Annotated in this window: 12 protein-coding genes; 6 read left to right on the top strand and 6 right to left on the bottom strand. The window is 68.5% G+C overall.

The window, feature by feature from the left end:
* Nucleotide 1 precedes the first annotated feature (1 nt).
* Nucleotides 2-973, top strand: coding sequence for a tripartite tricarboxylate transporter substrate-binding protein (locus tag J0J01_RS11450; RefSeq protein ID WP_296380607.1), 972 nt, complete (start codon nt 2-4; stop codon nt 971-973).
* Nucleotides 974-1,096: 123 nt separating this feature from the next.
* Here the strand turns inward: J0J01_RS11450 and J0J01_RS11445 are convergent, their stop codons facing one another.
* Nucleotides 1,097-2,542 (bottom strand): amidase, encoded by a 1,446-nt coding sequence (locus tag J0J01_RS11445; protein ID WP_296380605.1) that lies wholly within the window; start codon nt 2,540-2,542, stop codon nt 1,097-1,099.
* A gap of 81 nt (nt 2,543-2,623) precedes the next feature.
* Here J0J01_RS11445 and J0J01_RS11440 point away from each other — a divergent pair, with 81 nt between their 5' ends.
* From J0J01_RS11440 to J0J01_RS11430, 3 genes are read left to right on the top strand one after another with little or no spacing between them, the layout of a single operon-like run.
* Nucleotides 2,624-3,475: an NAD(P)-dependent oxidoreductase gene (locus J0J01_RS11440; RefSeq protein WP_296380604.1), complete on the top strand. Its 852-nt coding sequence runs from the start codon at nt 2,624-2,626 to the stop codon at nt 3,473-3,475.
* 4 nt (nt 3,476-3,479) lie between these two features.
* The gene (locus tag J0J01_RS11435; RefSeq protein WP_296380602.1) at nt 3,480-4,199 is read left to right on the top strand and encodes an alpha/beta fold hydrolase; all 720 of its coding nucleotides are present in this window, start codon (nt 3,480-3,482) and stop codon (nt 4,197-4,199) included.
* A gap of 39 nt (nt 4,200-4,238) precedes the next feature.
* Complete coding sequence (locus J0J01_RS11430) at nt 4,239-5,522, top strand: cystathionine gamma-synthase family protein (protein ID WP_296380601.1); 1,284 nt, start codon at nt 4,239-4,241, stop codon at nt 5,520-5,522.
* Nucleotides 5,523-5,607: 85 nt separating this feature from the next.
* Here J0J01_RS11430 and J0J01_RS11425 read toward each other — a convergent pair whose 3' ends face one another.
* Together J0J01_RS11425 and J0J01_RS11420 are read right to left on the bottom strand one after the other, a co-directional pair.
* Nucleotides 5,608-6,462: a CmcJ/NvfI family oxidoreductase gene (locus J0J01_RS11425; protein WP_296380599.1), complete on the bottom strand. Its 855-nt coding sequence runs from the start codon at nt 6,460-6,462 to the stop codon at nt 5,608-5,610.
* Nucleotides 6,463-6,554: 92 nt separating this feature from the next.
* Nucleotides 6,555-7,730, bottom strand: a complete 1,176-nt coding sequence (locus J0J01_RS11420; RefSeq protein WP_296380597.1) for an iron-containing alcohol dehydrogenase — start codon at nt 7,728-7,730, stop codon at nt 6,555-6,557.
* A 57-nt stretch (nt 7,731-7,787) separates the two neighbouring features.
* Between J0J01_RS11420 and J0J01_RS11415 the strand changes: the two genes are divergently transcribed.
* Nucleotides 7,788-8,981 carry a CaiB/BaiF CoA-transferase family protein gene (locus J0J01_RS11415; protein ID WP_296380595.1) on the top strand — a complete coding sequence of 398 codons (1,194 nt, stop codon included), beginning with the start codon at nt 7,788-7,790 and terminating at the stop codon, nt 8,979-8,981.
* Entirely contained in the window at nt 8,981-9,835 is an 855-nt protein-coding gene (locus tag J0J01_RS11410; protein ID WP_296380593.1) for an SDR family oxidoreductase, read from the top strand. The genes J0J01_RS11415 and J0J01_RS11410 overlap by 1 nt, the downstream gene beginning before the upstream one ends.
* A 19-nt stretch (nt 9,836-9,854) precedes the next feature.
* Here the strand turns inward: J0J01_RS11410 and J0J01_RS11405 are convergent, their stop codons facing one another.
* Genes J0J01_RS11405 through J0J01_RS11395 form a run of 3 tightly spaced genes read right to left on the bottom strand, consistent with a single transcriptional unit; the run spans nt 9,855 to nt 12,924 of the window.
* The gene (locus tag J0J01_RS11405; protein WP_296380591.1) at nt 9,855-11,498 is read right to left on the bottom strand and encodes a hypothetical protein; all 1,644 of its coding nucleotides are present in this window, start codon (nt 11,496-11,498) and stop codon (nt 9,855-9,857) included.
* The gene (locus J0J01_RS11400; RefSeq protein ID WP_296380589.1) at nt 11,495-12,274 is read right to left on the bottom strand and encodes a PP2C family serine/threonine-protein phosphatase; all 780 of its coding nucleotides are present in this window, start codon (nt 12,272-12,274) and stop codon (nt 11,495-11,497) included. The genes J0J01_RS11405 and J0J01_RS11400 overlap by 4 nt, the downstream gene beginning before the upstream one ends.
* Nucleotides 12,274-12,924: a VWA domain-containing protein gene (locus J0J01_RS11395; protein ID WP_296380587.1), complete on the bottom strand. Its 651-nt coding sequence runs from the start codon at nt 12,922-12,924 to the stop codon at nt 12,274-12,276. Before J0J01_RS11395 ends, J0J01_RS11400 begins: the two co-directional genes overlap by 1 nt.
* Nucleotides 12,925-12,963: the final 39 nt, after the last annotated feature.

Raw genomic sequence — 12,963 nt, 5'->3', positions numbered from 1 at the left:
GATGCGGCGGAGAACCGTCCTAGCCGGCCTGTCGGCGAGCCTTGCGGCCGGCCGCGCCTCGGCGCAGGCCTGGCCGAGCAAGCCGATCACCATCGTCGTGCCATTCGCCGCCGGCGGGCCGACCGACCTGATGGCGCGCATCGTGGGCGAGCGCATGGCCAGGGAGCTCGGCCAGCAGTTCATCATCGACAACACCACGGGCGCCGCCGGCACCATCGCCGTCGGCAAGGCGGTGCGCAGCGCGCCCGACGGCTACACCATCAGCATCGGCCATGTCGGCACCCATGTCGCCAACGGCACGATCTACAAGAACCTGAACTACAACCTGCTGACCGACCTGGCGCCGATCGCGCGGCTGCCACAGAACCCGCTGCTGGTCGTCGCGTCCAACCAGCTGTCGGTCAAGAGTCTCAAGGAGCTGGTCGAGTACCTGAAGGTGAACGGCGACAAGGTGCCGGGCGGCACCGCCGGCATGGGCTCGGGCTCGCATCTCGGTGCGCTGGCCTTCTTCGCGGCGACCGGGACCAAGTACCAGCTCGTGCCCTATCGCGGCACCGGACCGGCGATGCAGGATCTGGTCGCCAACCAGATCCAGGTGATGGTCGACCAGTCGTCGAACTCGCTGCCGCAGGTCCGCGCCGGCAAGATCAAGGCTTTCGCCGTCACGGCCAAGGCCCGCTCGGCCGCAGCGCCGGAGATCCCGACCGCGGCCGAGGCCGGCTATCCGATGGAGGTCTCGATCTGGCACGGCCTGTGGGCGCCCAGGGGCACGCCGCCGGAGATCATTGCCAAGCTCAATGCCGCCGCGATCGCCACCCTGCAGGATCCGGACATCCGCCGCCGCCTGGAGGATCTCGGCCAGGACCTGCCGACGCCGGCCGAGATGGCGCCGGCCGCCTTCGCCGCCTTCCACAAGGAAGAGTATGCGCGCTGGGAGAAGATCCTCGTCGCCGCCAACGTCAAGATCGAGTGAGCTTCACGGTATCCTAACACCCTGGGGGAGGGGGTGTGTGCCAGCAGGATTCCCGGAAAGCCCCCGCGCCATCGGCATCGGAGGCTTCCCACGGAAGTGGGAAACCGGGGGGTCCGTTCCAGTCTAGGCAGCGAAGGCCGGCGGCACCGGGCAGGGCGGCAGCAGCTTCTCGAGCACCTTGGCGACGCCCAGCAGCTTGGCCTCGCCCCAGCGCTTGCCGGTGAGCTGCAAGCCGATCGGCAGGCCCTGCTTCGAGAAACCGCAGGGCAGCACGATCGACGGCTGGCCGCTCAGGTTGGCGAGGAAGTTGTAGGACGTGCCGGCGAAGAAGTACGGGTACGGCTTGCCGTCGATCAGCAGCGGCTCCTTCTGGCTCTGGCGGATGAAGGCCGCATCCGGCATCACCGGCATCAACCAGGCGTCGTAGTCGTCGAGGAACTCCTCGCACCGCCGGATGACGCCGTCGCGCCGGTCGAGCACGGCGAAGAACGCGCCGATGTCGAGGCGCGAACCACGCGCCGCGGAGCGCGCTGACGGATCGTCCGAATTGATCATCGGGAAGAAGCGCTCGCGCTCGCCGAGCGGCTTCAGCGCGTTCACCAGGTACTGGAAGAGATCGCACCAATCCTCCCAGCCCTTGGTCCAGTCGAGGCCCGCCGGTTCGGCGCGCTTCACCTTGGCGCCGGCCTTGGACAGCAGCTTCGCGGTCGCCTGCACCGCCTTCGCGGTGTCCTGCGACACCGCCACCAAGGGGTTGGACTCGAGCACCGCGATCCTGAGATCGGACGCCTCGAGCTTGGGCGTCGGGCCGATCGGCACCGGCGGCGCTTCGGCCTCGTAGCCGTCGGGCCCGGCGACGATGCGCAGCGCCAGCTCGAGATCGTCGACCGAGCGTGCCAGCGGTCCGAACACGCCCATGTAACGGGTGACCCGGGTCACGCCCGGCAGGTCGGGCACGTGGCCGCGGCCGGGCACCCGCCATTCGCTGGGCTTGAGCGAGAAGATGCCGTTGTAGTGCGCCGGGTTGCGCACCGAGCCGCCGATGTCGCTGCCAAGCTCGAGCGGCGACAGCCGGGCCGCCACGGCAACCGCCCCACCGCCGGTCGAGCCGCCCGCCGTGCGCTGCTGGTCCCAGGCATTCTTCGCGGTGCCGAACAGCGGGCTGTCGGTCTGAAAATCGGCGCACAGCTCGGGCACATTGGTCTTGCCCAGGATCACCGCGCCTGCCGCGCGCAGCCGCGCCACCAGCGACCCATCGGCCTTGGCGACATTGTCCTTGAGCGGCGGATGGCTCGACGTCGTCGCCAAGCCGGCCACGTCGAAGGCCTCCTTGATGGTGATCGGCACGCCGTGCAGCGGCCCGAGCTTGGCGCCCTTCTTCGCCGCGGCCCTGTCGGCCGCGCGCGCGGCCTTCAGGGCGCCCTCGCGGTCGACCACGACCATCGCATTGACGGACCCGTTCAGCCGATCGATGCGCTCGAGGTGCGCCTCGGTCGCTTCACGCGAGGTGATCTTCTTGTTTCGTATGGCGCGCGCAAGCGACGTCGCGGTCTCGAAACACGGGTTCATGCATGCCTCCCCTGCAGTACGCCAAGGCTAGCCGCCTCGGCAGCGGGCGGCTATAGACGCTGGGGCCGATCAGAGGGGGGCATGAGCCTCGCGAACAAGACGCTTTTCATCACCGGGGCGAGTCGCGGCATCGGCTTGGCTATTGCCCTGCGCGCGGCCCGCGACGGCGCCAACATCGCCATCGCCGCCAAGACGGTGAAGCCCGATCCGCGGCTGCCCGGCACCATCTTCACCGCCGCTGAGATGATCGAGAAAAACGGCGGAAAGGCCCTCCCTTTGCCCTGTGACATCCGCGACGAGCAGAGCGTCGAGAGGTCGGTGGCCGAGACCGTGGCCCGCTTCGGCGGCATCGATATCCTGGTGAACAACGCCAGCGCCATCAGCCTGACCGGCACCCTGCAGACGCCGATCAAGCGCTACGACCTGATGACCCAGATCAACGCGCGCGGCACTTTCCTGGTCTCGCAGAAGTGCATCCCGCACCTGCTGAAGGCCGACAACCCGCACGTGCTGAACCTGTCGCCGCCGCTCGACTTCGACGTGAAGTGGTTCGCCAACCATCCCGCTTACACGCTGGCCAAATACTCGATGTCGGTTTACGCGTGGGCGATGGCGGAAGAGTTCAAGGGCAAGATCGCTTTCAACGGCCTGTGGCCGCGCACCGGCATCGCGACGGCCGCGATCCAGAACATGCTGGGCGGCGAGGACGGCATGAAGCGCTGCCGCAAGCCCGAGATCATGGCCGACGCGGCGCACGTGATCCTCAACAAGCCGGCGAAGGAATGCTCCGGCAACTTCTTCATCGACGACGAGGTGCTGGCCGCCGCGGGCGTCACCGACTTCGACCAGTATGCCGTCTCGCCCGGCACGCCCTTGATGCCGGACTTCTTCGTGCCGGCGCCCGGGGCGCGCACCGTCGTCGGGCGGAGCTGAGATCTTGGCGACATTCATTCTGATCCATGGCGCGTGCCACGGCGGCTGGTGCTGGGAGAAGGTCCAGCCGATCCTCGAAGGCCACGGCCACAAGGTCTGCGCTCCCGACCTGCCCGGCCTCGGCAAGGACCATACGCCACCGGCCAACGTCACGCTCGCCGACAATGTCGAGAAGATCTCGCGCCTGCTCGACAAGATGGAGGAGCCGGTGGTGCTGGTCGGCCATGCGCTGGGCGGCGTCACCGTCAGCCAGACCGCCGAGGCGCGGCGCCGCAAGCTCAAGGCGCTGGTCTATGTCTGCGGGCTGATGCCGCCCTCAGGCAAGGCGAGCCGTGAGATGACGGCCGGCGATCCCGAGATCCTGTTCCGCCGCTCGCGCGAGCTCAGCCCCGACGGCCTTACCTACACCTTCGCGCGCTCGCAGATGGCGGCGCTGTTCTACGAGGACGTCTCGCCCGAAGACCGCTACCGCGCCATGGAGCGGCTGCGGCCGCAGCCGATCTCGATCTCGACCACGCCGGTCACGCTGACCGAGGACCGCTACGGCTCGGTGCCGCGCTGGTACATCGAGTGCACCCACGACAACGCCATCCGCATCGGCCGCCAGCGGGCGATGGTGAAGACCCTGCCCTGCAAAGTCATCACCATGGAATGCGGTCACAGCCCGTTCTACAGCAACCCCGAGGAATTGGCCGAGCATCTGGAGGTCATCGCCCGGTCATAAGCGTTATCCTGTCACCCCACCCGTGACAGGAGATCCGCCATGGCCGCGCCGCGCCCCTCCAAGACCCGCATCGGCAACCATGTCCTGAAGCCCGAGACCCTGATGCTGGGCTACGGCTACGATCCCGCCCTGTCGGAGGGCGCGGTCAAGCCGCCGGTGTTCCTCACCTCCACCTTCGTGTTCCGCACCGCCGAGGAAGGGCGCGACTTCTTCGACTACACCTCGGGGCGCAAGCAGCCGCCGGCCGGCAGCGCCGCCGGGCTCGTCTATTCGCGCTTCAACCATCCCAACAGCGAGATCGTCGAGGACCGGCTTGCGGTCTACGAGGGCGCGGAGTCCTGCGGCGTGTTCGCCTCAGGCATGGCGGCGATCTCCACGACGATCCTTGCCATCGCCCGCCCCGGCGACGTCATCCTGCATTCCCAGCCGCTCTACGGTGGAACGGAGACGCTGCTCGCGAACACCATGGCGAACTTCGGCATCGGCGCGGTCGGTTTCGTCGACGGCGTCGACGAGCCGGCCATCCGCGACGCCGCCCGGGCGGCGCGCGCCAAGGGCCGGGTCTCGATGATCCTGATCGAGACACCCGCCAATCCGACCAACACGATGGTCGACATCGCGCTGCTGCGGCGGATCGCCGACGAGATCGGCGCGGCCCAGGGCTTCCGGCCCATCCTGGCCTGCGACAACACCCTGCTGGGCCCGGTGTTCCAGCATCCGCTGGCGCACGGCGCGGACGTCTCGCTCTATTCCCTCACCAAGTATGTCGGCGGCCATTCCGACCTGATCGCCGGCGCCGCCCTCGGGACCAGGGAGACCATGCGGCCGATCAAGGCGCTGCGCGGCAGCCTCGGCACGCAACTCGACCCGCACTCCTGCTGGATGCTCGGCCGCTCGCTCGAGACGCTCGCGATCCGCATGGAGCGGGCCAACACCAATGCCCGGGTGGTCGCCGAATACCTCCGCGACCATCCCAAGGTCGACAAGGTCCACTATCTCGAATTCCTGGAGGAAGGCTCGGCGGCGCACGCCGTCTACGACCGGCAATGCACCGGCGCCGGCTCGACCTTCTCCTTCGACATCAAGGGCGGCCAGAAGGAGGCGTTCGCCTTCCTCAATGCTTTGCAGGTCTTCAAGCTGGCGGTCAGCCTCGGCGGCACGGAATCACTGGCGAGTCACCCCGCCGCGATGACGCACTCAGGCGTGCCGGCGGAAGTCCGTGCCCGGATCGGCGTGCTCGACACCACGATCCGCATGTCGGTCGGCATCGAGCATCCCGACGACCTGATCGCCGACTTGACGCAGGCCTTGGCGAGCGCATGAAATTCTTGTCTGTTCTGCACGGTGCGGGCTCTCGCGCCTCAGAAGGCGCTGCCGCCCGCCGGCGCCCTCGCTTCGCTGCGGACGCCTAATCCCAGAACGCCAAAGTCCGGACTTCGACGCTCTGCCGCGGCTTGGCGTTGGCGGGCGAGGTCGGGTCCTCGAAGGCTGAATGCAGCGAGAAGCGCGCGCGGCCGTCCTTCTCCGAGTCGTAGCACTTGATCAGGATCGCCTCGTCCCGGGTCATTGCCGGGAAGTAGTGCCACTGGTGATCGGCGTTGTAGACGCCCTGGTAAATCTCGCCGACGCGGTCCGAGTAGACCAGATTGCAGATCGCGAGATCGCGCGGCGCGATGCTCTCGGCATCGACGAAACCGAGCGGATACGCCTCGATCGGATCGTGCGCGATATTGCGCCAGACGTTGTACTCGGCGAAGCGCTTCTTCAGCCGCGCCGCGGCCTCGTCGGGCGGCAGCAGGTCACGCACGCGCTGCGGGCCGGATTTCTCGGTGTAGTCGTTGTGGACGCTGATCACCGGCTGGCGGTAACCACGCTCGACGGCGCGCTCACCCGTGCGCACGGTGTGGTCGAACACCACGACCTTGGAGGCGCCGGTCTCGCGCTTCACCAGCTCCTCGACCTCGCGGTAATAGGCCGACTTCAGCTCGGCCTCGTCGTGGAAGTCGCGCACTTGGGTGTCGTGGTGCGCCAGGATGAAGGCCTGCTTGTCGAGCGACAGGTCCTTGGCGTAGGGCCGCGCATTGTGCATGCGCACCTTGAAGAACCTGTAGTTGCCGTCGCGGCGTGGCACCCCGGTCCCCGGCGGCGGGTTGTAGGTCACTGGCGGGATGCTGAGATCGGCGAGATAGTTCACATCAGCGTCGACGTAGGTCATGCCGATCCTCGGATTGGCCACGAATTCGGGAAGGCGGACGTCCGGCATGGCTGCCAACTCCTTGGAACAACGTCGCCTCGGAAGTCGGGTGTCAGTGTAGTTCCGGAAAGACCCTACCCTCACGAGAAGAATTCATGGGCTCATGCCGCGAGTTCCAGGATCTCCATGACCTCGGCCGGACCCTTGATCGGCCGCGGATTGTTGAGCACGGCGCGGTCGTGCATCGACTTCTCGGCGATCTCTCGGAAGCGGTCGCGGCCCACGCCGACCTCGCTCAACCGCCGCGGCAGGCCGAGGGTGGCGACCAGGTTCGCCACGAGGTCGGCCGCCGGCTCGGCCGGCTTGCCGAACGCCTCGCTGACCCGCTTCTGGCGCTCGGCGTTGACGGCCAGGTTCCAGCGCAGCACCGACGGCAGCATCACGCACGAGGTATGGCCGTGCGGCACGTGGCAGGCCGCGCCCAGCACGTGGCCGATGCCATGGCTCGCGCCGACGCCGACGCCCGAGGTGCCGGCGCCGATCGACAGCCACATGCCGAACTGCAGGTTCAGTCGCGCCTCCATGTCGTCCGGATGCGCCTTGTGCGCCGGCAACGCCCGAGTCAGCAGACGCAGCGCTTCGGTCGAGGTGCCTATTGCAAAGGGATTGGCCTGCTGCGAGCACAGCCGCTCGACCGCATGATCGACCGCCTTCAGGCCGGTCGACAGCATCAGGTCCATCGGCGTCGCCAGCGTCGCGGCAGGATCGAGCACGATCACCCGTGGCACGATCAGGCGATGGCCGAAGCTCTCCTTGATGCCGTGGCGCGGATCGCTGATGCCGGCATAGGCATTGAACTCGGCGGCCGACAAGGTGGTCGGCACGGCGATCATGCGGATCGCATCGGCCGGCGGCTTGATCGCCTCCGACGGCGGCGCAGCGCCCTCCCGCGGCCGGCCAGCGCGATAGGGATCGAGCGCCTCGATCGTCGCCACGTTCTGCCACAGCGCGATCAGCATCACCTTGGTGGCGTCGATCGCCGAGCCGCCGCCGACGGTGACGATCAGGTCGGCCTTGGCCTCGCGCGCCCTTTGTGCACCCTCCACGACACAAGGCCGCGGCGAGTGCGCGGTGATGCCGGCATAGATGCCCGCATAGCGGTCGCCGAGCTCCTTGATGACATCGGCCAGCAGCGCGCTCTGCGCCACCGACTTGGTCGTCGTCACGAACACGCGTTTGGCGCCCAGCCGCTCGGCCTCGGCCCGCACAGCGGCTCCTGCCGGGCGGCCGTACACGACCCGCTCGATGTCCTGATGTCCGTGAATGCCGTTCAGCATGGTCGTGTCCTCCGGGCGTGGCTATAACCGGCGCTTGGTCGTTGGGAGTGAAGCGAAATGCCGGGCGCCTTGGAAGGCCTAAAAGTCGTCGATCTGTCGCGCGTCCTGGGCGGCCCCTATTGCGCCCAGATGCTGGCCGACCACGGCGCTGACGTGATCAAGATCGAGCCGCCGCAGGGCGACGAGACGCGGCTGTGGGGTCCTCCGTTCGACCAGGACGGCATCTCCGCCTATTACGCCGGCATCAACCGCAACAAGCGCACGGTGGCGCTCGATCTCGCCAAGCCCGACGGCCGCACGGTGCTGCTGAAGCTGCTCGAAGGCGCCGACGTGCTGATCGAGAACTTCAAGACCGGCACGATGGAGAAATGGGGCCTGGGCTACGACACGCTCGCGCAGAGGTATCCGACGCTGGTGCATGCCCGCGTCTCGGGCTTCGGCGCCGACGGCCCGCTCGGCGGCTACCCGGGTTACGACGCGATGGTGCAGGCCTCGGCCGGCCTCGTCTCGGTGAACGGCGCGCCCGAAGCCGGGCCGGTGCGCATCGGCGTGCCGGTGGTCGATCTGTCGACCGGCATGAATGCCTGCATCGGCATCCTGATGGCGCTGTTCGAGCGCTCCAAGTCGGGCAAGGGCCAGTTCGTCGACGCGACGCTGTACGACAGCGCGATCGCGCTGCACCAGCCGCACGCGCCCAACTACTTCATGGCCGGGCTGAAGCCCAAGCTCTACGGCAACAGCCACGGTAACCTGGCGCCCTATGCCAACTTCCCGACCAAGGGCCGCAACATCGTGATCGGCGCCGGCAACGACGGCCAGTTCCGCAAGCTCTGCGCGATGCTGGGCAAGCCGGAGATGGCCGACGATCCGCGCTTCAAGACCAACAAGGACCGCCTCGCCAACAAGGCGGCGATGGAAGAGCAGCTTGCCGCGCTCACCAAGGACCGCGACGGCGAGGCCTTCGCCAACGAGCTGATGATGAACGGCGTACCCTCCGGCGCCGTGCAGGAAGTGCCCGACGTGATGGAGCACCCGCATACGAAGCACCGCAACATGGTCTGGGAGAAGGACGGCTATCGCAACGTCGGCAACCCGGTGAAGCTCTCGCGCACCCCGCCCCGCGTGCGCAGCAAGCCGCGCAAGTACGGCATCGACACCCGCGCGGTGCTGGCCGAGCACGGCTTCTCCGACAACGAGATCGACAAGCTGATCGCATCAGGCGTGGCGCTCACCGAGATCCGGAAAGCCTGATGTTCCAGCCCGACCTGCTGAAGGGAAAGCGCATCCTCGTCACCGGCGGCGGCACCGGCCTCGGCCGCTCCATCGCGCACCGCTACCTCGAGCTCGGCGCCAATGTCGTGATCTGCGGCCGGCGCGAAGAGGTGCTGAAGCAGACCGCCGGGGAGCTCGCCAGGGAGACCGGCGGCGAGATCGAGACCGTCGGCTGCGACGTCCGCGTGCCCGACGCCGTCGAGGCGATGATGGACACGATCTGGGCGAAGCGGCCACTCGACATCCTGGTCAACAACGCCGCCGGCCAGATCCTGGCGCAGACCCACAAGATGTCCCATCGCGCGATCGATGCGGTGCTGGGCATCGTGCTGCACGGCTCGGCCTATTGCACGGTCGCCGCCGGCCGCCGCTGGATCGATGCCGGCAAGCGCAACAAGGTGGTGATGTCGATCCTCACCATCTCCTCGCTGACCGGCGCGCCGTTCACCGTGCCCTCGGCGATGGCCAAGGCGGGTGTGCTGGCGATGACCAAGAGCCTCGCCGTCGAATGGGGCCCCAAGGGCATTCGCACCTGCGCGATCGTGCCCGGCCCCTTCCCGACCGAAGGTGCGTGGAGTCGGCTGATGCCCAAGGAGCGCGGCAGCCAGGCGGACGTCGCCAAGGTGATCCCGCTGCGCCGCGTCGGTGAGCATATCGAGCTCGCCAACCTCGCCGCCTTCCTGGTGAGCGACGGCGCAGCCTACATCAACGGCGATGCGATCGTGATCGACGGCGGCAAGTCGCTGCAGTCGGGCGGCGGCGGCGCCAACACCGCGGCGATGCTCGACTGGACCGACGAGCAATGGGACGCGATCCGACCGAAGAAGAAGTAGGTTTCGTCGGACGACGGCTCTACCGCTTCTTGCTCACCGTCTTCAGGTCGAACTGCATCTGCTGCAACACCTCCTGGACCTCTTCGGCGTTCTGGCGCAGCGCGCTGCGGGCGACCTGGATCTGGTTGGCGATCTGCTGCAGCTCCTCGAAGGCGCGGCGGATCGCCGATTCGATACGGAGGCGCTGCTGCGGCTGACCGGCCGCCTCGGTCCACCAGGCCCGGAGCTTGTCGAGCTCGGCGCGCTTATCGTCGAAGCGGCGCGGGCCGGCCTCGGCCTCCCATTCCGCCAAGGTCGTCTGCCACAGCTTGCGCGCCTCGTGCTCGCGCACCATGAAGGTCGTGACGTCGAGCGAGCCGCGCAGCGCCCAGCGCACCAAAAAGAAGATGAACGCCGCGGCCAGCAGGAACAACCCGCGCGCGATCAGCGGCAGCTCGACCCCGAAAGCCATGCCCGCCGGGACGACCGCCACCAGCAGCGCTGCCGGCCCTTGCCAGGCCCGCCGCCACGGCGCCCGGCGGGCGACCGACGACAGCTTGGGCTTAGTGGCGGGCGCCGGGATCTCCGGTGCCGGTCCGGGATGCTCCAGCGCATCGATCTGCTGCCAGAAGCTGCCGAAATCAAACAGGCTGGCCGTGGCCTCCGAGACCACCGGCGCGAACAGCGGCACGCCGGTCGCCGCCTCCAGCGGACACCACGGACACTCGTGCAAGCCCGGCGCATGCCAATGGGCGATGCCGACCGGGCACTGCACCAGCGTCGCTTCGAGCGTGGCCAGCGCCGCCACCCATTCGGCTGCCGTCGGCCGGCCGCCGAGCATCGCCTCCGGCTCGAAGGCGCGCTCGAACAGCTCGGCGATCTCCGGCGAGACGATCTCCAGCGGCGGCGTCGCGGGCGGCTGCTCCATCGCGAAGGCGGCGCGGCGAGCGCCGTAGGCGAAGCGGTGCTCCACGATCGCCCGCTCGATCGGCATCTCGTCGTCGCCGAGATAGCGGCCGGCATAGGGGTGACGGCCCATGAACAGGACCAGGAAGATCATCACCGCCAGGCCGAACGCGTCGTGGTTCGGCGTGCGCATCACGCCGGTCAACGGCTGATCCTGCAGCTCGGGCGGCGTGAAGACCGGCACGCCGACATCGCAGGGATAGCAGACGCCGTCGATCGTGACCTGGAAGCTGTCGCAATCGATCAGCTTCACCCGCGCGTCGGCGCTGACGAGGATGCTGCTGTGGTTGACGTCGGCGATGACGTGGCCCTCGGCCTGCACCGTCGCGAAGGCGCGCGCCACGTTGGCGGCGACCCTCACGAGGGTCCGCCAGTCCGCCTCCGGGAAGACCATGCGTCGGCTGCGCGGGCTGTAGAGCTGGTGGATGTCGCGATGGCCCTCGATCCGCGGCATGGCAAGGCCGATCGGCTCGCCGGTCGGCGCCATCAAGAGGCCGGTCGGCCAGGCGGTCAGGCGGTCGAGCGCCGGCGAGCGCGCCCTCGCCATGGCGCGGATCTTGTCGGCGCGCGTGCGTGTGAGCGGCTGATGGAAGATCTTGCCGACCAGGCCGGGCCGGCCTTCCAGCTCGTAGACCGCGCCCTCGCCGCCCTGCCCGATCTTCGGCCCGAGGCGGCCGCGCCGGCCGTCCTGCTCGAGGATCTCCGCGCCGACGCTCATGCGCGCTTCCGCGAGGCCAGGATCAGCGTCTTGTCGTCGTCGGTCCGCTCGTTGATGCGCGGGCTCGACAGGTAGTCGCCGAGCGCCCGCGACAGCGGGTCATCGACGCCCGATGCCGCCGACTTGCGCACCGACGCGAACATGCTGTCGAAGAACGGCCCGTGCACGCTCCGCGTGGCCTTGTGCAGCACCAGGCTTTCGAGGCCGTCGGTGAACAGGGCGATCTCGTCGACCGGCGCGCGGTGAGCCTCGAAGTCCATCGCCTGCGCGGCACGGTCGGAGGTGATGAAGGTAGTGGTGTTGGCGAACTCGCCGTGCTGCGGCCAGAAGACGTGCCGCCAGCCGTTATCGGCAATCACCATGGCGCCGTCGCCGATCTGCAGGAACGCCGCGCCCTTCGCGCCGACCACGGCCGCCAGCAGGGTGCAGGCATAGTCGCGCAGCGCCGCACGGGTCTGCCGCGTCTGCAGCTCCAGGCGATAGAGGATGCCGGCGATCCAGCGCTCCGCCAGCGGCCGGCCGATTCCCTCGACCGTGCCGCCCTCCTCGAGATAAGCCGCCACCAGGCGCACGAAGGTATCGCAGGCCAGGATCGCGCCGACCTCGGCCCGCTCCGCCGAGCCCGCGCCGTCGGACGCCGACAGCACGAGGACGGGCTGTCCCTCTGCGTCGACGGTCGCGAGATGCCTGTGCGCGTCCTGACAGGGCTGGGCCGCCGCGAGATGCGCCGTGCCGACCGACGATGCCATGGCAATGCGCCAGGGCGATTCAGCCATCAGATGTAGTTCCAGTCGGTCGGCGCGAGCGGCGGCGGCCGGCTCGGGCTCGAGCGCGACAGGTTGCTGAGCGACGACGACAGCCAGGCGAACAGGTCACCGAAACGCAGGCCGTCGAGCTTGAGCGGCGGGCGCACCGCGATCTTGCCGAGCACGCCCATGTCGGCTTCGGCGACGCCGACGGCGAAGAAGGAGAAGCTCTTGACATCCTCTCCCGCTTTCACCGCTTCGGCGGCGCGATCCCACGCGTCGGTCGGCGTACCATCGGTGATCAGGAAGACCCAGGGCCGGTAATACGAAATGCCGTTGGCCCTGTAGGCCTCCTTGCGCTGGCGCACCATCTCCAGCCCGGCCAGGATCGCCGCCCCCATCGGCGTGTCGCCCGCAGCCGCGAGCGGCGGCGGCTGGAAGCGGTCGGGGGTGTGGAAGTCGGCCACCACCTTGACCGGCCCGAACGAGACGATCGCCACCTCGACCCGCTTCATCGCCAGGGCGTCGAGTGCCAGCTCGTGCTTGAAGGCGGCAAGGCCCTTCGCCAGCTCGGCGATCGCCGGGCCGTCCATCGACGCCGAGGTGTCGAGCAGCAACAGGCAGGGGCAGCGCGGCTCCGGGTTGTCGGCAAATTCACTCGCCCCGAATGCCTGGTCCATGAAGGAGTTATGGGTGATGCCGCCGGCCGTTTCAACGCC

Source organism: Reyranella sp. (genome assembly GCF_017305915.1).
Taxonomy (GTDB): Bacteria; Pseudomonadota; Alphaproteobacteria; order Reyranellales; family Reyranellaceae; genus Reyranella.
The sequence above is the reverse complement of the archived record's forward strand: the minus strand, read 5'-3'. Positions and strand labels throughout refer to the sequence as shown.